Genomic DNA, 18,010 nt, shown 5'->3' with positions numbered 1-18,010 from the left:
AAACACTTAATTCAAAAGGCTGATGCACGGTACAAGAGTCATCTTAAAAAACTAAAAGAAGAAGGGTAAGAAGAATGGGCAAAAGCTTAAGAGAAAAAATTAAAGAACAGCCAATTGAAAACCAAATAAAAATTGAAAGCCGCGCTCAGGAATTAATATCTCAGGAATTAACTAGGCAAAAACTTAGATTAGATAAAAGGAAAAGGTTTAAAAAAAGAGAGGTAGTTATATTTGGAAAAAAATTAATGATAGAACATTAATTTAGTAAAACACTAGAAAAACCTGCCAAGCCGTTGGAGTTTGGCAGGCTTTAAAGTTATTAAAAATGGCTAAGTAGGTAGACAAGATAAAACCAAACTATGTAACGAAAAGTGAAATCTCTGTATTTGGCTCGTAGTTGCGCTTTAGCGCTAAAGCGCAACTACGAACCAGTGATGATTATTTGCGCCCACTTACTTAGTTCTGTGTATGATACTCGTGAAGTTTGCTGATAACTCCACTTTTTTACCTCCTCTGCCTTATGCCCCAATTGCATTTTTGTCAATATCAAATTTGCTGGCGATCGCCTCTATTATTCCTTGCTCAGCTGGTGTAGTCTTATTGTCAAGCTGGGCAATTTTGTAACACTGAGTCAATAAGGGTATGGCAAAATCACGGTTCAGCTGATTGAGCAGTATATCTAAAGACTTAAGTGATTTGATATTTTGGGCAATGGTATCCAACGAGTTATGACTGAGATTTACAGCTTTTAACTCTGGCAAAATTTCTTCCCAAGTCTTCTCGGGATGACTAGCGAGGATTACATGAACTAAAATTTGATCCATGACGGCTTCTTGAGCGATCGCAGTTTCTAAATACTTTTCACTCTCTGCTTTTAATGTTGCCAGAGTCTGTGGCGATGAGAGCGAACTTGATTCATCTAGCTTGGCTTCGTAAAATCGACAAGCAGCATACCCCAATGAATAGATCATCGTCGCATTTGAACTAGCTCCAATTACCGCACCCGCCAAGGGGATATTTCGCAGCAAGCCTAATCCCGCAGCTTTTAAAAGACGCTCTCCACCCAAAGCCAAACCAAAAATTGCCAAAACTTCACCTTTACGGGCAGGATCTTTTAAATTCAACCCGTAGACAGATGCAATTTGATAAAGCATTTCTGATTGCAATTTTGTTGTTGCTGTTAAATCAATTGCGAACAATGCAACTGCGATTCCTGGTAAAAAACTTGTTGCTAATCCCACTGTCCCTGCTTGAGTTGCTTTTTCCACCATAATTCTGTGAGCAATCTGGCTGGGTGATTCTTTGGGATACTTTTGCTTGAGCTTGTTTACCGCAACTTCTGCTTTTTCCAAATCAACAGCGTTAGTAGTACCAATTAGCCAATTTAGATTTAATACTCCAGATAGTTTTCTAATCAGCCAATTTTCGCTCAGGCTATTCACAACCTGACCGCTACTTTGAGTTGTTTGCTCAATAAACTTGTGTGTTTCTTTTGCTGTCGCTTCTCCCACCCCTACTGCTGTGTCTAAAACTGCTTTGCCAGTCTCAGCAACAGTTTTAATAAAAGACTCTACTATAGACGGTTGATTTTCTACTGATGATTGAGCCTGAATTTTTACTTCTGAAGTTTCTCCGGGTGAATTAACTGATTTATTCACCTCTATTTTTTGGGATTTGTCTGTCATCGCTTGACACCATCTTGTAAAGCCTCTCTCTTTTGGTTTTAACAAAATATGAGCGGCTCTACATCCCTCTATAAACGTAAATATCAGTTTCAGATTAACTATTTTATTGTCTGAACAACTCTCTTAATCCCAGGGCTATTTCATTCTATTTTTACGGCAGTTTTTAGGAATCTTTTTCAGAAAAATAAGAATTTAAACGCGATTTAAGTTGAGAACCGTAGTTTTTGCCCTCACCCTAAATCCCTCTCCCATACTTGGGAGAGGGACTTTGAAAACGTCACATTTTAGAATGAAATAGCCCTGTCTTAATCCATCAACAATAGGAACATATTGCTCAGGGGTGAGTGTTCCCAAATACGCCAAAACTCGATTTATATCTAATCCCCGCGTTTGATCTAGTAAGACAATGGAAGACACAGACAAACCACCAGCACCAGCTGACAAACGCGGATATAAGCTGGGATTATTGAACACCCAAGAACCACTCTGGGTAGTTAAAGGTGCAATCATTAGCATTGGATAGCGAACTTGTCCCCAAGGTATACCTACCACTACAGCAGGTCGAGTTCCTTGCTGTTCACGTCCTCTAGGAGTACTTGTAGGCAAACTTACTATAATTACGTCGCCACATTCAAGTAAATCAGGTTGGAGCATTCTTGCGACCAAGAACTTTTATCCCAACTCCAGGGATATATTCTAGTGGCTTGCCTTTTGGCTGCCCTTGGGAACCCCAATCATAAGAGTCTTCTGGAAGTAAATTTCCTTCGCTTTGATTAATTTCGTCATTTAATAATTGCCACAGTTGATGTTTTTCTTCTAAAGGAAGGTTGGCAATAGCATCTAGAAATGATTCAAAAGGAATTTGCAGTTTGACAGTTGTTGTGGTCATAGTGGGTTTTGAATTTGTTTAATTAATTTGTATTTTATCCGTAGGCGCAGCCCGCCGTAGGCATCGCGCCTCACCCTATGCTGTCACCTCTAGCCCTTTACCTATATCAGCATTACTTTCTAAAAAGTCGTTATCCTTAAGAATTTCATAGAGATTAATATTTTCCTCTAGCAAACAAGCATGTCCACAATGGGGCAACACCACAATTTGGGTATTTGGTAAGATATTCCCTATCCGCTTGACTTCAGTTACAGAAGGTAAAAGGCGATCGCTACCACCGGCAATCAACAAAACTGGTTGAGTCAAGCGACCTAACTGTTCGTTATCAATATCAAATTCTCGCAGTAAAGACAACCGCCAATGAACGGTTTCTGGCGGCACAGAACGCATAGTTTTTAGCAGTTCATGGCGATCGCTTTGAGAAATGCGGGGCAAAGATGCTAAAAACGGCAACAACCCCAGTGCGCCAACATCATACAACTCTGATGGCACCAAGTAAGTAAGTTGAGATGCCCAATTCAACCAAGGGCGAAGACGAAAGGATGAAGCTGGGTTAATTAAGATAATTCGCTTAAATAAATCCGGCGTTTGGATCGCTACTTTCATGGCCAAGCAACCACCAAAGGACTCACCACACAGGTAAACTGGTCTTTCTGAGCTTTTTTCTAATTCGGCGTAGATTAAGTCCAATACACTTTTTGCTAGCACATCCCAACTGTTAAGGTCTTTGCGTGGGATCGCTAAACAACGGACATCAAAGCCAGTTTCTAATCCAGCCGTTTGCGATCGCAATAATTGACCAGTTCCATCCATTCCTGGCAAATATACCAACAGGGGATACTCTGGCTTTACTCGTTTAGGAGTTAAAAAACAAGGATTTAGCTCAACTTCTGAGATAGTCATTGGTCATTTGTCAATGGTCATTAGTCAATGGTATAAAACTTTTGGACTGCTGATTGTTGGTTTTACGAGCTTCGGTAGTTTTGAGCAAAAACAAAAAAGGTTTCAGAACAAGCTAACTGTTAGTCGTGCAGACAATCCAAAATTCAAAATCCAAAATCCAAAATCGAATGGTTCTAATAGCAACCTTGACGCAGTAAATTGCTAATTTCACCATGACAGTGTTCTGTCAGTTCAGCCACAACAGTTCTGGCTTGCTTGCCATGATATTTTTGATGATGTTGGGGCGTAATCCAATAAGGGCGACCGATTAACACTGCAACCCGACGATAAAGTACCAACGGATGCCAACCACTTTGGTTAAATAAAGGTTCTGAAGGGTCAAATAGACTCAAAAGCCTTAACGGGAAACCAGAAGTGTTTACTTCTTCTAAGGAGGCGATCGCAATCGGCAAAATTGCTAAATCCTGCACATCAGCCCGTAATGCCAAATGGGCAAATCCCCGTTGAAACTCACTTAGCATGTTTGGCATAGTAAATTTCACCATTGGTGCAGTTCCTTCTGGAAATACTCCCACCATCTGCTTTGACTGCAATAGCGCCTGCGACTGCGAAAAAAAGCTTTGCTGACGGTTTTGAGTTTCTTCCAAAGGAAAACACCCCAATTGACCGGTGACAATCTCCCGCATTACTGGCACTTGTCCCATATAGTGATGGCAAGCAAAGCGAATCGGACTCGATAACGCCGCCATCAAAATTAGTGCATCCATAAAGCTGCGGTGATTGCTAACTACCAAAACGCTAGCATCCTGGGGAATGCGATCTTCGTAATAACGAAACATTTGGGTTGAAAGGGCCGCCACCAAAGCGCGAGAAATCTCCAGGGGGCTATTTCGACTCATACCTAATCAATATATTTTTCCGGTGAATATGGCAGTTTATCTTAAATTAATTTTTACATTTCTTTACTACTGCCATGACCGTCTTAAGATAGAAATATCTAATCCACATAACTAGATAGATTTTCCGGATTTGGGATTATGTATTCTCAATAACAATATTTTCTAATATAAAGTATTCAAAAAAATTATGATTAGTTAATTTTGCTCTTGTAAGCAAAAATGAGTTGAATTGATGCATATTACAAAACAATTTTTGATTTGAAAAGTTTGCTAATATTAAGGTATTATTGGAAAAAATAGAAAAAATATTGTATAATTGTTTGGTTTTTCCGATAAAAAAAGTAATCCGTTTTATAAGTTAATTTTTATTTTGTATGAATCTAGTAAAGAAAAAAGAATTGAGATTTGCACTAACAACACCCCTATATTATGTAAACGATGTGCCGCATATAGGTAGTGCTTATACGACGATCGCAGCAGATGTAGTAGCGCGATTTCACAGACTATTGGGGCATCAGGTATTACTAATTACAGGTACAGATGAACATGGGCAAAAAATTCAGCGATCGGCTGAAACTTTAGGCAAAGCACCACAAGAGTTTTGCGATGAAATTGTCCCTAGCTTCATTAATTTGTGGCAATTATTGGATATTCAATACGATCGTTTTAGTCGGACTACTGCACCTCGTCATGAAGCGATCGTTAAAGAATTCTTTGAGCGAGTCTGGGAATCTGGTGATATCTACCAAGGACAACAAAAAGGCTGGTACTGCGTATCCTGCGAAGAATTCAAAGAAGAACGGGATCTGCTAGAAGGACACCGTTGCGCGATTCATATTAACAAAGAAGTGGAGTGGCGAGACGAGCAAAACTATTTTTTCCGCTTATCCAAATATCAAACTAAGCTGACAGAATTTTATCAATCTAGACCGGATTTTATTCAACCAGAAAGTCGGCGCAACGAAGTTCTCAGCTTTGTAAATCAAGGGCTGCAAGACTTTTCAATTTCGCGGGTAAATCTAGATTGGGGTTTTCCCGTACCAGTTGATCCCAAGCACACCCTTTATGTCTGGTTTGACGCGCTGTTAGGTTATGTCACAGCATTACTCGAACCAGATGCAGAACCGACTTTAGCAAATGCCTTAGAAACATGGTGGCCAATCAACCTGCACCTAATTGGTAAGGATATTCTGCGCTTCCATGCAGTTTACTGGCCAGCAATGCTGTTGTCGGCCGGCTTACCCTTGCCAAATCAAGTATTTGGGCATGGTTTTTTGACCAAAGATGGTCAAAAGATGGGCAAAAGTCTAGGCAATACCCTTGATCCTGTGGCGTTAGTTCAGCGCTATGGTAGTGATGCCGTTCGTTATTACTTCCTTAAGGAAATCCAATTTGGCAAGGATGGAGATTTTAATGAAGTAAGGTTCATTAATGTTCTGAATGCAGATTTGGCAAATGATTTAGGTAATTTGGTTAATCGCACCTTGAGCATGGTGAAGAAATACTGCGCCCAGAATAATGTCCCATCAATCGGCAATGAAGGAATTCCTGACGAAAATCCTTTGAAAGCAATTGGTTTATGTCTAGGGGAACAGGTAAAACAAGCATACCAAGAGCTAGCTTTCAGTGAAGCCTGTGAAGCTATCCTTTCACTGGCGCAAGCCAGTAATAAGTTTATTGATGAACAAGCTCCTTGGTCATTATATAAACAGGGACAGCAGGAATCGGTGGAAAAAGTTCTGTACGCAGTTCTAGAATCGGTTAGACTAGCAGCTTATCTGCTTTCCCCAATTATTCCCAACATCAGTAGCGATATTTATCAGCAACTGGGCTTTGGAATAAACTTTAACGATCAAATACAAAGTTCAATTACCGCTCCTTTTACCACCCATGCAACATGGGGGATACTATCTAGTAAACAACAGTTGGGTACAGCCCAGCCGATTTTTAAAAAAATAGAACCCCCGAAAAACGATTAATCCTTATCAAACTCTGATTTTGTTCAATTTCTTATTTTCTCAAAAAATTTATCGGGGCTGAACTTAAATTAATTAGTCCCGGAACATTATCATAAGCCGCTGTGACTAGCATCTAAAAGTTGGTAATTTGTATCAAAAATAACAGGGATAATAATTGAGGTATCACAATGATGTTGAATAATTTTGAAACCGATTCAATCTTTACGCCAGAACAGGTTTTGGAGAATCGGGGTCGAGTCGCTATATTTATTGATGGCTCAAATCTATTTTACGCTGCACTGCAACTAGGGATTGAAATCGATTACACGAAGCTGTTGTGTCGATTAACTGGAGGTTCTAGACTACTACGGTCTTTTTTCTACACTGGTGTAGACCGGACAAACGAGAAACAACAAGGGTTTCTGTTGTGGATGCGTCGCAATGGCTATCGAGTCATTGCTAAGGATCTAGTGCAGCTACCAGATGGCTCTAAAAAAGCTAACCTGGATGTAGAAATAGCAGTCGATATGATGGCGCTAGTAGATTCTTATGATACCGCAGTTTTAGTTAGCGGTGATGGGGATTTAGCTTATGCGGTAAATTCAGTCAGCTATCGCGGCGTGCGGGTAGAAGTGGTGAGCTTGCGTTCGATGACCAGCGACAGCTTAATTAATGTAAGCGATCGCTACATTGATTTAGAAGCCATCAAAGAAGATATTCAAAAAACCCCTCGCCAAAGCTATCCATACCGCCCGTTATCTGGGATCGGTTTTTTGGAGGACCCAAGAACTAGTGATGGACATCTAGAAATTCAAGAATAATGGCGTATCAATTTCATCAAAGGGGGAGACAGGGGGAGAGAAAAATTCAAAATTACTCCCCCACTCCTCCCTTCCTTTTTTTTCCTTTAATTTTTTTATTGATATTTGGTTTAGTAAGCTGTGGGGGTAAATCTCCCACAGCTTCTCAACAAAATACTGCGGCTTCATCTAACAAAGATAGCAATTTGACTTTCTTTGATGTCACCTTAGAACAAGCAGATGAAGTAGGACGGCCGATTTGGAAAGTCAGGGCTAAAACCGCACAATACACCAAAGAAAAACAAATCGGTCAAGCTCAAAGTCCTTATGGTGAACTATATCAAGATGGCAAAGTAGTTTACCAAATTAAGGCAGATGTCGCAGATATTGAACAAAATGGGAAGCAGTTATTTCTGAAAGGTAAGATATTTGCCATAGATCCCAGTAATGGAATTGTATTGCAAGGTAATGAATTAGAATGGCGACCCCAAGAAGATTTGTTGATTGTCCGCAAGCAGATTAACGGTAGTCATAAACAACTACAAGCTGTGGCGCAGGAAGCGCGAGTCAAAACCCGCGAACAGCGCATGGAATTTTCTGGAGGGGTAATAGCAAATTCCATTGATCCCCAGTTACAACTAAGAACCGAACATTTAATCTGGAATATTAAAGAACAAAAACTGATTGGCGATCGCCCTTTACAAATTGACCATTACAAAGATAATAAAATTAGCGATCGCGGCAAAGGAAATTCTGGCGTAGTCAACTTAAAAACCAAAATTGCCACTATTCAACAAAATGCTCAATTAGATTTACTAGATCCACCAGTACAAATAACTAGTAATTCTATGACCTGGAACATGAACGCAGAAACTGTCACTACAAATTCCCCCGTGCGGATGTTCCAGCGTGCCGACAATCTTACCGTCACTGCCAATCAAGGTGAAATGAAAATACCGCAAAAAACGGTTTATTTAACAGGTAACGTCAACGCCATTGGTCAGCGTCGCCAGTCTTTGAAATCTAATACATTAACTTGGTATTTAGACAATAAGTTAGTTGAAGCTCAGGGAAATGTAGTTTATCGACAATTTGACCCCCGGTTAAATTTTACAGGTGAAACAGCCGTTGGTAATCTGCAAACAGAAAATATTGTTGTTAAAGGCGGCACTTCTAGCGGTAGGGTAGTAACAGAAATCATTCCCCAAGAAAGAGCCAATCGTCAGCAGTAGAGTTAGGGGAGTAGGGAGTAGGGAGTAGGGGGATGAGGGGGATGAGGGAGAAGAATTAATAATCAATAGATATCTTGCAAAAGTCCTTAATACCCCCCCCCAACCCCTCCCCTTGCTAAGGGGAGGGGAGACAAAGCTACGCTTTGTCGGGGTGAGGTTCTTGTTTTTGATTTATGCAAGAGTCCCAATGCCCGATTCCCCACTCCCCACAAGCACTAGGCTAGGATTTTAGTAATATAAGTCTTCTGATAACCCATGAATGGATCAAAGCGATTAGGCAAGGAATCCTTGCCAATATCCCAACAAGCAGAACATTTGCACCATCACGATACAGACCACGAGCATACAGATCATACTCATGACGCTGGAGAATCGGCTCATGCTCACGTCCATAGCGAAGAGTCATTACGGCGAATTGCCAATCGATTATCGCGCATAGAAGGACATGTTCGTGGTATTAAAACTATGGTGCAGCAAAATAGCCCTTGTCCTGATGTTTTACTGCAAATTGCGGCAGTGCGAGGCGCATTAGATAAGGTAGCGCGAATTGTTTTGGATGAACATTTAACTGAGTGTATTGCTAGGGCTGCACAAGAGGGTAATATTGACGTTGAAATTAAACAGTTAAAAGCTGCTTTAGATCGATTTTTACCTTAAGAATTAGAAAAATAAAAATTAACTAGCACCACAAGCCATTTTGTAGAGATGCGAAATTTGGTGTATTGACTTAGAGGATGAATGAACAAGTTTTGGGCGAATATAATTCGCTACTACACAGGCTCTCGTCCGTCTGCACAAACTAACACACTCATCAAGGATTTAAAACCCACGGAGGTGGGTTTAGTCTGTGTAGCCGCGATTTCCAATCGCCCAGGTGAGTAATAACAATATTAGACTTTTCAAACAACCTCTTAGACAAAGGGTTATTTATGCCAAAATGAACATAAGTGTTTTACGTGTATTAGAAAGGGGACATTTTGGCATTATATAAGTTTAACTATTCTTTAAATGTCAATATAAACAAACCTCTAATTCTTTTATTGCACGGCTTCATGGGAAACATTAATGAATTCGATGAAGCCATAAAACTACTAACGGAGGATTTTTCTTATCTCACCCTTGATTTACCCGGACATGGTAAAACCGAAGTTTTAGCAAGTGATGAATACTATAAAATACAACCTACTGCTCAAGCAATAATTAATTTATTAGATGAATTAAAAATAGATAAATGCTATTTACTTGGTTATTCGATGGGCGGAAGATTGGCTTTATATCTAACTCTACATTTTCCAGAACGTTTTATTAAAGTTGTATTAGAATCAGCTTCCCCAGGTTTGTCAACAGAAGCAGAACGATTAGAACGAGTTAGGCGTGATGCTCAAATAGCTAGAAAATTAAGCAGAAGTATTATTCAAACTGATTTTGCTGCTTTTCTTTCAAATTGGTACAATCAACCAATTTTTGGTTATATAAAAAATCATCCAGAATACGATCGCATGATAGAAAGTCGGTTACAGAATAATCCATACGAATTAGATAAATCATTGCGCTTTATGGGAACTGGATATCAACCTTCTTTATGGGAAAAGCTACAAGAGAATAAAATTCCTCTGCTCTTACTAGTGGGTGAATATGATAAAAAGTTTATATCTATTAATACAGAAATGGCTCAACTCTGTGAAGCCCAAATAAAAATAATTAGTAATGCTGGACATAATATTCACTTTGAAAATACCTTGGCATTTGTGGATAATATCAAAGATTTTTTCTATGCAGCTTAAAAATTAGGATAACCTCAGTGTGACAACTTCTTTACTGCCTTACTAGAAGGAGTTGGCGATGGTGTTACCCTGGTTGTTGGCTGACTCTTTGCGGTCAATTCCTCTTGCAACATTTTCTGATAAAGTTTAGGCAAAGAGCTACTAACAGAATTAGTTTCTATACCATATCCTAGACTTGTCCAGGTGGGAGAGAGCCGCCGTAAAACATCATTTAACTTTCCCTGACGCAACAGTTGAGAAAGATCAGTTCCCCAAACTTTAGAATCATTTAACCAACGGTAAACTACTATATCTTGATATTCTGCTTCAAAACTATAGGCAGTCCAAAACATCATCTGCATCGGTTTTGGATGATAACGGGAGGCTAAACGATACCAAGTAACGTTAATAATTTGATACCTACCAGCAGCAGTGGAACAATTACCTGTGTTGGGGCCTGTGACAATTGTGACGCATATCTCAGGATGTCGGCTCAGGTCGTTGACTTGCTGGCCACCATATAACAGCGAATAGGGACGATTACCACTGGCCTCACTCGCCGAGATGGTTCGCATTAAAGCGCGAATATAGGGGTCGCCCTGTTTCATGACCAAAGGCGGCTGTTGAACTGCAAAGATGGGATCAGAAGGCGATCGCAAGTCTCCAATATACCATTGCAACAAATACACAAAGCCGAGAAGCGCGGCTATTGGGCCAATAAGTTTTTCAACACCTTTGAATTCAAAGCCTTTCAGAATCCGACTCCTTCAAATTTGTTCTCTTTGCTAACAAAAATCATCGACGAATTTATTCGATTAAAGTTCACATCTGATTGTTAGTTATCATTCCCGATTTGCTCTTCTTATTTTTAAAATTAGGAAAAATGAGCATAAATAAGTATAAAAAGCGAGATACTTCTAACAATACCAACTAAGTCAGGACTTACGCACAGGTAACGTAAAATCGAACCGTATTGACGCAGATCGCACGGAGAAATAAGAGTTTCAGAGAGTTATTGCGTAAATCTTATAAGTATAAACTCAATTGCTTCTTATAGCATCCTACCTCCGGTAATAAATCGCTTCCTCGCTCAAATCGTGCTGTTTTCGAGTCGCACTTCTAAAACTGGTGCATTGCTAAATCCCTGCATTTTGAGTGTGGGATAGTGCGATCGCTGACCTATGTTATAATTAAATAACTAATTTTCTGAGTAATTAGCTATGACAACAGGAATATTAAAATCTGTTGAACCTACCCTTTACGAGGAAGATTATTATTTATGGGTAGAAACAACACTTAAACAATTAGAAAATAAAGATATTGGTAATCTGGACTGGCAACATCTAGCAGAAGAAATTGAAGCTTTGGGGATTGAACAAAGACGAAAAGTAGAAAGTTACTTAAAACAATTATTAATTCATCTTTTACTTTATCGCTATTGGGAAACCCAAAAAGAAGATTGTCAACGAGGCTGGCAAATAGAGATAACTAATTTCCGTGATGAGCTAGAATTTTATTTTCGTTCCAAAACACTTTATATACTATTCTATTAACTGCTTAGATGCAGTTTATATGAAAGCCAGAAGACAAGCAATTCAAAAAACAGCTTTACAGCCTGAAATTTTTCCAGAAAAATGCCCTTTTACTGCTGAAGATATTTTCAATAATGAGTACTTTCCAGAATAAAAGTGATTTTGTATCGCTTTTTATGAATATAAAAGTAATAGACATCTCCAAAAAATAATTTCAAACCCTTATCCTGTCTAGGTGAAAACCTAATTTTTGGAGATGTTTAATAACAGAGCGATCGTCTATCATAAATCAGTGTAGGGGTTTAGCATTGCTAAACCCTTTTGCCTGTGGGATGGGATTGAAGCCTTGCAGTTCAATCAAGGGGCGGTCAATTTAGAAAAAAGCAAAGCTACTTGACAAAACGCGTAGGCATAGAAAATTTGAGCCGATAATTTTCAGCAATAGAATCCTGTGGAATATCAGCATTGTTGAAATAATTCCCCAAAAGTTTTGGAAGTAGCTTCTGGTTTTGCAACAATCTCGACAATTTTATTGCGTGCATTTGCTTCAAACAGCGCCTCAACAGCAACTTGGGCGACTTTTTGCCTGGGTATACTACCGTCAAACAGTGTATCAGCACTCTGCATCACGATCGCGTCGAGGTTATCTTCATTCTTCAACCCACCAGGTCGCACAATCGTATAGGTAAGACCACTTTTTTGGATATACTCTTCAGCTTGCTTTTTCCACACTAAAATTAGCCAAAACAAGTTCAGTGGATGGAATAACTGCGAAGTACACAAAGAAGAAACTAAGACAAAATGCTCAATTCCCTTTGCAATAGCGGCTTCTACTAAATTTTTAGTCCCTTCAAAATCGACTTTATAGGGGCCAGTGGGGTCAAAACTAGGTTTTGCACCAGTAGCAACCAACAAAACTGTGCTATCTCCCAACGCCGCAGTTAAACTTTCTGGTTGTAATACGTCGCCTACCACTAATTCGGCTTCAGGAGAGAGAATACCCCTAGCTTTCTCTATATCCCGCACCAACGCTCGGACGGGAATATTCCGCGCTATCAATTCTTGCACAATCCGGCGACCTGTTTCACCCGTTGCCCCTGCTACAAATGCTTTCATGAGAAATGCTATCCTGGGTAAACTATTGTGTGCTTGTTCAGTTCTTTATTTTAGTAATTCTATGGAGTTGATGGTAGATTAATGAGGTTTCGGTAAAAATGAGATGTTAGTGTGAAATGATCCAGGTACGCGGGGAATTATTAATATAGACGAACGTTTAAATATACATTAATGCATTTATGCTTTCAACAAACGGCGAATATAAATCCTGGCAAATAACAGAAGCAGTTTTACCTGTAGCCTCCAGCCAAGAAGCAGCCCAGGACACATTAACAGAAGCAAATGTAGCGCCGGTCACAAAATTTTCCGGCCGTTATCAAGATTTTATGGAAATGCTTGCCCCAGCAGAGAAGGTTGCCCAGTATCTTAATAATCACGCCTCATGGTTTTCGCGTTGCGCTGAACCCATGAAGGTACAATTACTTGGGGAAAATGGCTACGCTTTAGTAATTGGTCGTTTTGGTGCTTTTGGTTATGATGTAGAACCTAAAATTGGTTTGGAATTGTTGCCTCCAGATGAGGGTATTTACCGCATCAGTACAATCCCCATTCCTGATTACCAACCGCCTGGTTATGACGTAGACTATCGGGCATCTCTACAGTTAAGAGAAATCGATTCTTCCAGTAGTATTGGTAAAGTTACCAGAGTTGAATGGGAATTGGATTTAATAGTTGATTTGCACTTTCCCAGGTTTATTCAGCGATTACCCAAGTCTATAATTCAATCTACAGGCGATCGCTTACTTAACCAAATTGTCCGCCAAGTCTCCCGCCGCTTAACTCGCAAAGTTCAGGAAGATTTTCATAAATCTTTAGAAATACCCTTTCCTGCTAATTCTAAGCAAAAGCGGTAAGTCAACAGTTCTTTGTCATTTGTCAAAAATTGATAACAAATGACAAAGCACTACTTAACTATGCTTTAGTGAGAATTCTTTGGACAATTTGTACCCCAGTGACTGCCTGCCAAGCAAAAAGCCCCAAAAGGGTAAAATTCACCAGAATGTGAGTTGCCCGCGCCCAATTTGCCCCTTTTTGCATATAAGGCGACAAAGCAGCAGAGAATGCAATCATACCCGTCATACCCAATCCTGCCAGCAGGTGAGGCCCGACAAATAACTTTTGATTATTGATGTAAGTTACACCCATCCCGCCAATTGCACCTACAACCATCAAAGCTAGGAGTATAGACCCGATTTGGTAGTGTCTGACGTTATATTTACCTTTAATCAGTTCTTTCTTTTCTTCCCCCTGAGCATTTCTGGTACGCTGTAGTTGCAGCCCCAAGTAGGCAGCATAAATTGAAAGTACTAATAGCGCCCACATCAGCACCGGATGAAAGAAATTTAGCCAATATTTCACCGACGCAGAAAGTTCCAGACTCATCGTGTTCTCGCCCAATTATTAAATCTTCATAAAAATTAGCATAATTCTATTTTCTGTGCTTAGAGTTGCAGAAATTAAAAGAGGCAAAGAAAGAGAAGAATTTTTATCAACGCAATAGCCAGAATGTTTGCCGAGACTGCTTTTATTCAATTTAAATTTAGAATAAGTGAATTTTGAATTGCATAACCCTCTTGCCAAAGTGGATAAACAATCTCAGACTAAATTTTGAGGGTAGACGAACAAAACCCGCTGTGTGGGATCTCATCCATGACTGAAAACAACGATACTTTGCTGCTACAAGCAGCTAAAAACGGGGATATTAAGAATCTGAGTGCATTATTGGCTGCTGGTGCGAGGGTAAACGCTGGCGATCGCCTTGGCACGACGGCGTTAATGTTTGCTGCCAATTTAGGCTACACCGAAATTGTGCGATCGCTGCTAAATGCTGGGGCAAATATCAACTTACCTAGAAAACTCTATGGTTTGACGGCTTTAATGTTGGCGGCTAGTGCTAAACAGCTTGACATTTTGCAGCTTTTAGTATCTAAAGGTGGTGATGTCAATGCGACTAATGAAGATGGCAGCACAGCTTTAATGGCAGCTGTAGTTAAAGGTCATATCGATGTAGTGCGAGTTTTATTGGCTGCTGGTGCAAAGGTGGATATAGCAGATAAAGATGATGATACTGCCTTGAAACTCGCCGTTAAGCAGGGACAAATAGAAGTTTTACAAGCAATTCTGCAAACTGGTATCGATGTCAATATCCGAGATGAGGAGGGTGAGACACTCTTAACATTAGCGGCAGATTTGGGACATCTGGAGGTTGTGGAAACACTGCTGGCGGCGGGGGCTGATGTGAATCTGAAAAACGCTGATGGTGCAACTGCCCTATCGGCAGCAGCAGCAGCTGGACATAGTGCGGCAGCAGCAGCTTTACTAAATCAAGATGCCCAAATTAATCTTCAAGACCAAGATGGTGAAACAGCCCTACACCTTGCCGTTGTGGAAGGCTACATTGATGTCGTGCAAGTGTTGCTTAACAGGGGTGCAGATGTCCAAATTAGGAACCACCTGGGTGATACGCCACTGCTTGTAGCAGCATTGCAGGGACACAGCCATATCGTCGAAGCATTGTTGCATTCCGGGGCAGATATTACTGAGAAAAACCTCGGTGAAGTACCTTTGACGTTGGCTGCATCACAGGGACACACCCAAACAGTGAAAGTGCTGTTAGATTATGGTGCTGATGCCAACACTCCGGGCGATGATGGCAAAACTGCTTTGATCAAAGCAACCGAACGCAAGCACACAGAGATAATACATTTGTTGCTGGCAAAGGGGGCAGATGTGAATTTTCAAGACTCAGCGAAGGCAACAGCATTGATGTGGGCTGCCTCAGCAGGTTACGGCGAAATTGTGCAGTTATTACTGCAAGCTGGGGCAGATGTGAATTTGAAAAACCGGGGTGGTTATACTGCTTTAATGATTGCAGAATTTAATGGTTATAAAAATGTGGTGCGGAGTCTGCAAAAAGCTGGGGCGCAAGAATAGCCACATTTAAAAAACCAAGTCCGGGCGTAAGAAACAAAGAAAGCAAAACTCCGTCGTAGCTGTTGTGAACTTGCTACGGCGGAGAAAGGAAAAATTAAAACGCTAAGAACGAGCAGGCCAAATGCTTGCGTCACAAGGATAGAAAAAAAGCAAAAATGAAGAAATAAATTTACCTTTTATTTTTTACCTTGTACATTTTACCTAGTCTCCCCCTTGGCGTTTCCTACTGTGCTAGATGTGCAAAATATATAGTTTTTAGTTGAACCGAAAAGTATTCTAAGGATCATTTTTGATGTATTATCTGAAAGGCTAAATACAAACAATTCACCAAAAAAGGTTGATGTGCGACCATTTAGGCGATCGCTACGGCAAGTCAAAAAAAAAATAAAAAATTAAATTTAGTAGAATTACTCTAGTGAATCCCCAGCTACATCGGTTTAACTAGTTCCGTGGGTTTAAGTCCCCCGGTTCTAAAACCGGCAACTTTTGTGTTGGGGTTAAATCCCCCGAAGTAATGCGAGTCGGAAACCGTCCCCACAACAGCACTCTTCATTACAAAACTTAATTACGAATTACGAATTACGAATTACGAATTATTTAATCATGACTTGAGCAAGCAAAAATCGCTAATGACTATAAAATTTGCAGAACAACTAGTGTCATATCATCAGTATTTTGCTTATCAGCACCAATGAATTGCTCAACTTGGTCAAATAAGTAATCCACAATCTCCTCTGGTCCATTGCAGTACTTGCAAGCCGTATTGAAGCCAGCGACAAAGTTATCTTCATCGAAGCGATCGCCACTAGCAGCAGCAGCATCGGTCAAACCATCTGTATAGTAAATAATTGTATCCCCAGGCTCTAACTGTGCCTGGGCATCTTCATATTGGCTGTTAGCATCCAAACCGATTAGCATCCCTAGAGTATCTAAACGGCTGACAGTTTTTGTGGCTGCGTGCCACCACAAGGGAGGATTGTGTGCCGCATTACTATAAGACAAAATTCGGCTGTGGGGATTATATTCTGAGTAAAATAGGGTTATAAAGCGGTGGGAATTTTCCAAATCCGCATACATAACTCTATTTAAGTTTTGTAGAATTCCAGATGGAGAATTACCATGTAGCACTTCTCCCCGTAACATTCCCCGCATCATCGTCATAATCAGTCCAGCCGGAACACCTTTACCCATGACATCTCCAATAACCAAACCCCAGCGACTCGTTTCCGTGCTGTCTTTGGTCTTGGGCTGAATCTTATTGTGATTGGTAGCAATAAAGTCATAGTAATCTCCGCCGACACGATTGGCAGGTTTACAACGTGCCGCCAAGACTGCACCAGGGATTGTGGGGCATTGACGTGGCAAAAGTCGCCGTTGAATTTCTGCGCCAATTTCTAGTTCTTGGTCTAGACGTTCTTTTTTTCTTAGTTCTACAGCTAGTTCATCGTTTTCGATCGCAACGGCTGTTTGGTCTGCTACTAACCTAACTAATTTTTGCCTAGTTTCTGTCCAACTATATTCTGGATCGCGGCTCAAAACATAGAGCCATCCCCGTTCTGTATGTTTCACCAGAATCGCCGTACCAAAGATTTGCACATCTGGCCCCAAATGGCGATGCATTTGGTCATCCAAAATCCCCGTCGCATTAGCTAGAGGGGCAGCATTGGGTAAAAGCGTGACTTGACTGCTGGCTATTTCTAGTGCTTTGCGGATATTTTTTCGCTGGCCACTATCTTGCCAATGTAACTGCTCTAATCTTACTTGACCGTTAGGTTTGTAGAGAAACAAGGCGCTGCCATCTGCATCTGTCACTCTTGTTGCCATCAGGGGGATCAGTTCCAAAAACTGATTCAAATTATTGAAACTTCTTAGGGCAAATCCTAAAGAACTGAGCAAATCTTGAATTTTGTTCTGTTCCCGGTGCAACCTTGCCACGAGTTCTTTGAGTGCTACGACTGGTGTGACATCTGTCGCGGCACTACTATTGTTGTCAATGGGTTGAGAGGGCAGTTGAGACACAGGCACAGTTATTATTGCACTTTATATTGGCAGATTTTAGATTACTTATAAATCTTTTGGCTAAGGCATTGCTAAACCATATTTAGACAAGACTTGTCACTTTAGCAAGAGTATAAAGACGTAACAGGTAACTTTTATCAGTATTTTATTTGGTTATTGTATTTATGATGGAATATTTGTAATTTCAAATCAGGGATTTTTAGCCAAAAACCAATCCGTAATAATTACTATTTTCACTGAGAGTTAAGAAAGCTTTTCATTTTTTCATAACTTAATTACC

The 18,010-nt window shown here is 40.3% G+C and carries 20 protein-coding genes; 11 read left to right on the top strand and 9 right to left on the bottom strand.

Annotated features, from left to right (window positions below):
• Positions 1-74: 74 nt before the first annotated feature.
• Positions 75-260, top strand: coding sequence for a hypothetical protein (locus tag V7K73_RS07255; protein ID WP_185580931.1), 186 nt, complete (start codon positions 75-77; stop codon positions 258-260).
• 258 nt (positions 261-518) lie between these two features.
• On the opposite strand, the gene V7K73_RS07250 is transcribed toward V7K73_RS07255, so the two are convergent.
• The 5 genes from V7K73_RS07250 to V7K73_RS07230 form a co-directional block, all read right to left on the bottom strand.
• Complete coding sequence (locus V7K73_RS07250; protein ID WP_334878499.1) at positions 519-1,685, bottom strand: EcsC family protein; 1,167 nt, start codon at positions 1,683-1,685, stop codon at positions 519-521.
• A 192-nt stretch (positions 1,686-1,877) separates the two neighbouring features.
• Complete coding sequence (locus tag V7K73_RS07245; RefSeq protein WP_334878497.1) at positions 1,878-2,339, bottom strand: type II toxin-antitoxin system PemK/MazF family toxin; 462 nt, start codon at positions 2,337-2,339, stop codon at positions 1,878-1,880.
• Positions 2,326-2,574: a hypothetical protein gene (locus tag V7K73_RS07240; protein ID WP_334878495.1), complete on the bottom strand. Its 249-nt coding sequence runs from the start codon at positions 2,572-2,574 to the stop codon at positions 2,326-2,328. The genes V7K73_RS07245 and V7K73_RS07240 overlap by 14 nt, the downstream gene beginning before the upstream one ends.
• 75 nt (positions 2,575-2,649) lie before the next feature.
• Positions 2,650-3,477 (bottom strand): alpha/beta fold hydrolase, encoded by an 828-nt coding sequence (locus tag V7K73_RS07235; protein ID WP_334878493.1) that lies wholly within the window; start codon positions 3,475-3,477, stop codon positions 2,650-2,652.
• 173 nt (positions 3,478-3,650) lie between these two features.
• Entirely contained in the window at positions 3,651-4,376 is a 726-nt protein-coding gene (locus V7K73_RS07230) for a lysophospholipid acyltransferase family protein (RefSeq protein WP_334878491.1), read from the bottom strand.
• A 374-nt stretch (positions 4,377-4,750) separates the two neighbouring features.
• Here V7K73_RS07230 and metG point away from each other — a divergent pair, with 374 nt between their 5' ends.
• From metG to menH, 6 genes are all read left to right on the top strand, one after another.
• The gene (gene metG / locus V7K73_RS07225; RefSeq protein WP_334878489.1) at positions 4,751-6,355 is read left to right on the top strand and encodes a methionine--tRNA ligase; all 1,605 of its coding nucleotides are present in this window, start codon (positions 4,751-4,753) and stop codon (positions 6,353-6,355) included.
• A gap of 170 nt (positions 6,356-6,525) precedes the next feature.
• Positions 6,526-7,155 carry a LabA-like NYN domain-containing protein gene (locus tag V7K73_RS07220; protein ID WP_041565095.1) on the top strand — a complete coding sequence of 210 codons (630 nt, stop codon included), beginning with the start codon at positions 6,526-6,528 and terminating at the stop codon, positions 7,153-7,155.
• Positions 7,155-8,366, top strand: coding sequence for an LPS export ABC transporter periplasmic protein LptC (lptC, locus tag V7K73_RS07215; RefSeq protein ID WP_334878487.1), 1,212 nt, complete (start codon positions 7,155-7,157; stop codon positions 8,364-8,366). The genes V7K73_RS07220 and lptC overlap by 1 nt, the downstream gene beginning before the upstream one ends.
• 255 nt (positions 8,367-8,621) lie before the next feature.
• Entirely contained in the window at positions 8,622-9,023 is a 402-nt protein-coding gene (locus V7K73_RS07210; RefSeq protein WP_334878485.1) for a metal-sensing transcriptional repressor, read from the top strand.
• Between the two features lie 81 nt (positions 9,024-9,104).
• The gene (locus V7K73_RS07205; protein WP_334878483.1) at positions 9,105-9,248 is read left to right on the top strand and encodes a hypothetical protein; all 144 of its coding nucleotides are present in this window, start codon (positions 9,105-9,107) and stop codon (positions 9,246-9,248) included.
• A 92-nt stretch (positions 9,249-9,340) separates the two neighbouring features.
• Entirely contained in the window at positions 9,341-10,150 is an 810-nt protein-coding gene (gene menH / locus V7K73_RS07200) for a 2-succinyl-6-hydroxy-2,4-cyclohexadiene-1-carboxylate synthase (RefSeq protein WP_334878515.1), read from the top strand.
• 14 nt (positions 10,151-10,164) lie between these two features.
• Here menH and V7K73_RS07195 read toward each other — a convergent pair whose 3' ends face one another.
• Complete coding sequence (locus V7K73_RS07195; protein ID WP_334878481.1) at positions 10,165-10,818, bottom strand: glycoside hydrolase family 24 protein; 654 nt, start codon at positions 10,816-10,818, stop codon at positions 10,165-10,167.
• Positions 10,819-11,349: 531 nt separating this feature from the next.
• Here V7K73_RS07195 and V7K73_RS07190 point away from each other — a divergent pair.
• Positions 11,350-11,682, top strand: coding sequence for a DUF29 domain-containing protein (locus V7K73_RS07190; RefSeq protein ID WP_334878479.1), 333 nt, complete (start codon positions 11,350-11,352; stop codon positions 11,680-11,682).
• 19 nt (positions 11,683-11,701) lie between these two features.
• Entirely contained in the window at positions 11,702-11,815 is a 114-nt protein-coding gene (locus tag V7K73_RS07185; RefSeq protein WP_334878477.1) for a DUF29 family protein, read from the top strand.
• A 305-nt stretch (positions 11,816-12,120) separates the two neighbouring features.
• On the opposite strand, the gene V7K73_RS07180 is transcribed toward V7K73_RS07185, so the two are convergent.
• Positions 12,121-12,777, bottom strand: a complete 657-nt coding sequence (locus V7K73_RS07180; protein ID WP_334878475.1) for an NAD(P)H-binding protein — start codon at positions 12,775-12,777, stop codon at positions 12,121-12,123.
• A gap of 179 nt (positions 12,778-12,956) precedes the next feature.
• Between V7K73_RS07180 and V7K73_RS07175 the strand changes: the two genes are divergently transcribed.
• Positions 12,957-13,631, top strand: a complete 675-nt coding sequence (locus V7K73_RS07175; RefSeq protein ID WP_334878473.1) for a DUF1997 domain-containing protein — start codon at positions 12,957-12,959, stop codon at positions 13,629-13,631.
• 58 nt (positions 13,632-13,689) lie between these two features.
• Here V7K73_RS07175 and V7K73_RS07170 read toward each other — a convergent pair whose 3' ends face one another.
• Positions 13,690-14,160, bottom strand: coding sequence for a DUF4079 domain-containing protein (locus tag V7K73_RS07170; protein WP_334878471.1), 471 nt, complete (start codon positions 14,158-14,160; stop codon positions 13,690-13,692).
• A 267-nt stretch (positions 14,161-14,427) separates the two neighbouring features.
• On the opposite strand from V7K73_RS07170, the gene V7K73_RS07165 reads away from it, so the two are divergent.
• Positions 14,428-15,711: an ankyrin repeat domain-containing protein gene (locus V7K73_RS07165; RefSeq protein ID WP_334878470.1), complete on the top strand. Its 1,284-nt coding sequence runs from the start codon at positions 14,428-14,430 to the stop codon at positions 15,709-15,711.
• 633 nt (positions 15,712-16,344) lie between these two features.
• Here the strand turns inward: V7K73_RS07165 and V7K73_RS07160 are convergent.
• The gene (locus tag V7K73_RS07160; protein ID WP_334878468.1) at positions 16,345-17,736 is read right to left on the bottom strand and encodes a PP2C family protein-serine/threonine phosphatase; all 1,392 of its coding nucleotides are present in this window, start codon (positions 17,734-17,736) and stop codon (positions 16,345-16,347) included.
• Between the last annotated feature and the right edge of the window lie 274 nt (positions 17,737-18,010).

It is taken from the genome of Nostoc sp. (genome assembly GCF_036916975.1).
Classification (GTDB): Bacteria; Cyanobacteriota; Cyanobacteriia; order Cyanobacteriales; family Nostocaceae; genus Nostoc.
This window is presented reverse-complemented; position numbering and strand designations above follow the sequence as displayed.

Excerpts from the sequence above, each read along its gene's own strand:
- V7K73_RS07170 (WP_334878471.1), bottom strand. The coding sequence starts at position 14,160 with ATGAGTCTGGAACTTTCTGCGTCGGTGAAATATTGGCTAAATTTCTTT.
- V7K73_RS07240 (WP_334878495.1), bottom strand. The coding sequence starts at position 2,574 with ATGACCACAACAACTGTCAAACTGCAAATTCCTTTTGAATCATTTCTA.
- V7K73_RS07180 (WP_334878475.1), bottom strand. The coding sequence starts at position 12,777 with ATGAAAGCATTTGTAGCAGGGGCAACGGGTGAAACAGGTCGCCGGATT.
- V7K73_RS07235 (WP_334878493.1), bottom strand. The coding sequence starts at position 3,477 with ATGACTATCTCAGAAGTTGAGCTAAATCCTTGTTTTTTAACTCCTAAA.
- V7K73_RS07165 (WP_334878470.1), top strand. The coding sequence starts at position 14,428 with ATGACTGAAAACAACGATACTTTGCTGCTACAAGCAGCTAAAAACGGG.
- V7K73_RS07205 (WP_334878483.1), top strand. The coding sequence starts at position 9,105 with ATGAACAAGTTTTGGGCGAATATAATTCGCTACTACACAGGCTCTCGT.
- V7K73_RS07210 (WP_334878485.1), top strand. The coding sequence starts at position 8,622 with ATGAATGGATCAAAGCGATTAGGCAAGGAATCCTTGCCAATATCCCAA.
- V7K73_RS07245 (WP_334878497.1), bottom strand. The coding sequence starts at position 2,339 with ATGCTCCAACCTGATTTACTTGAATGTGGCGACGTAATTATAGTAAGT.
- V7K73_RS07255 (WP_185580931.1), top strand. The coding sequence starts at position 75 with ATGGGCAAAAGCTTAAGAGAAAAAATTAAAGAACAGCCAATTGAAAAC.
- V7K73_RS07185 (WP_334878477.1), top strand. The coding sequence starts at position 11,702 with ATGAAAGCCAGAAGACAAGCAATTCAAAAAACAGCTTTACAGCCTGAA.
- V7K73_RS07230 (WP_334878491.1), bottom strand. The coding sequence starts at position 4,376 with ATGAGTCGAAATAGCCCCCTGGAGATTTCTCGCGCTTTGGTGGCGGCC.
- V7K73_RS07190 (WP_334878479.1), top strand. The coding sequence starts at position 11,350 with ATGACAACAGGAATATTAAAATCTGTTGAACCTACCCTTTACGAGGAA.
- V7K73_RS07250 (WP_334878499.1), bottom strand. The coding sequence starts at position 1,685 with ATGACAGACAAATCCCAAAAAATAGAGGTGAATAAATCAGTTAATTCA.
- metG (WP_334878489.1), top strand. The coding sequence starts at position 4,751 with ATGAATCTAGTAAAGAAAAAAGAATTGAGATTTGCACTAACAACACCC.
- lptC (WP_334878487.1), top strand. The coding sequence starts at position 7,155 with ATGGCGTATCAATTTCATCAAAGGGGGAGACAGGGGGAGAGAAAAATT.
- V7K73_RS07175 (WP_334878473.1), top strand. The coding sequence starts at position 12,957 with ATGCTTTCAACAAACGGCGAATATAAATCCTGGCAAATAACAGAAGCA.
- V7K73_RS07220 (WP_041565095.1), top strand. The coding sequence starts at position 6,526 with ATGTTGAATAATTTTGAAACCGATTCAATCTTTACGCCAGAACAGGTT.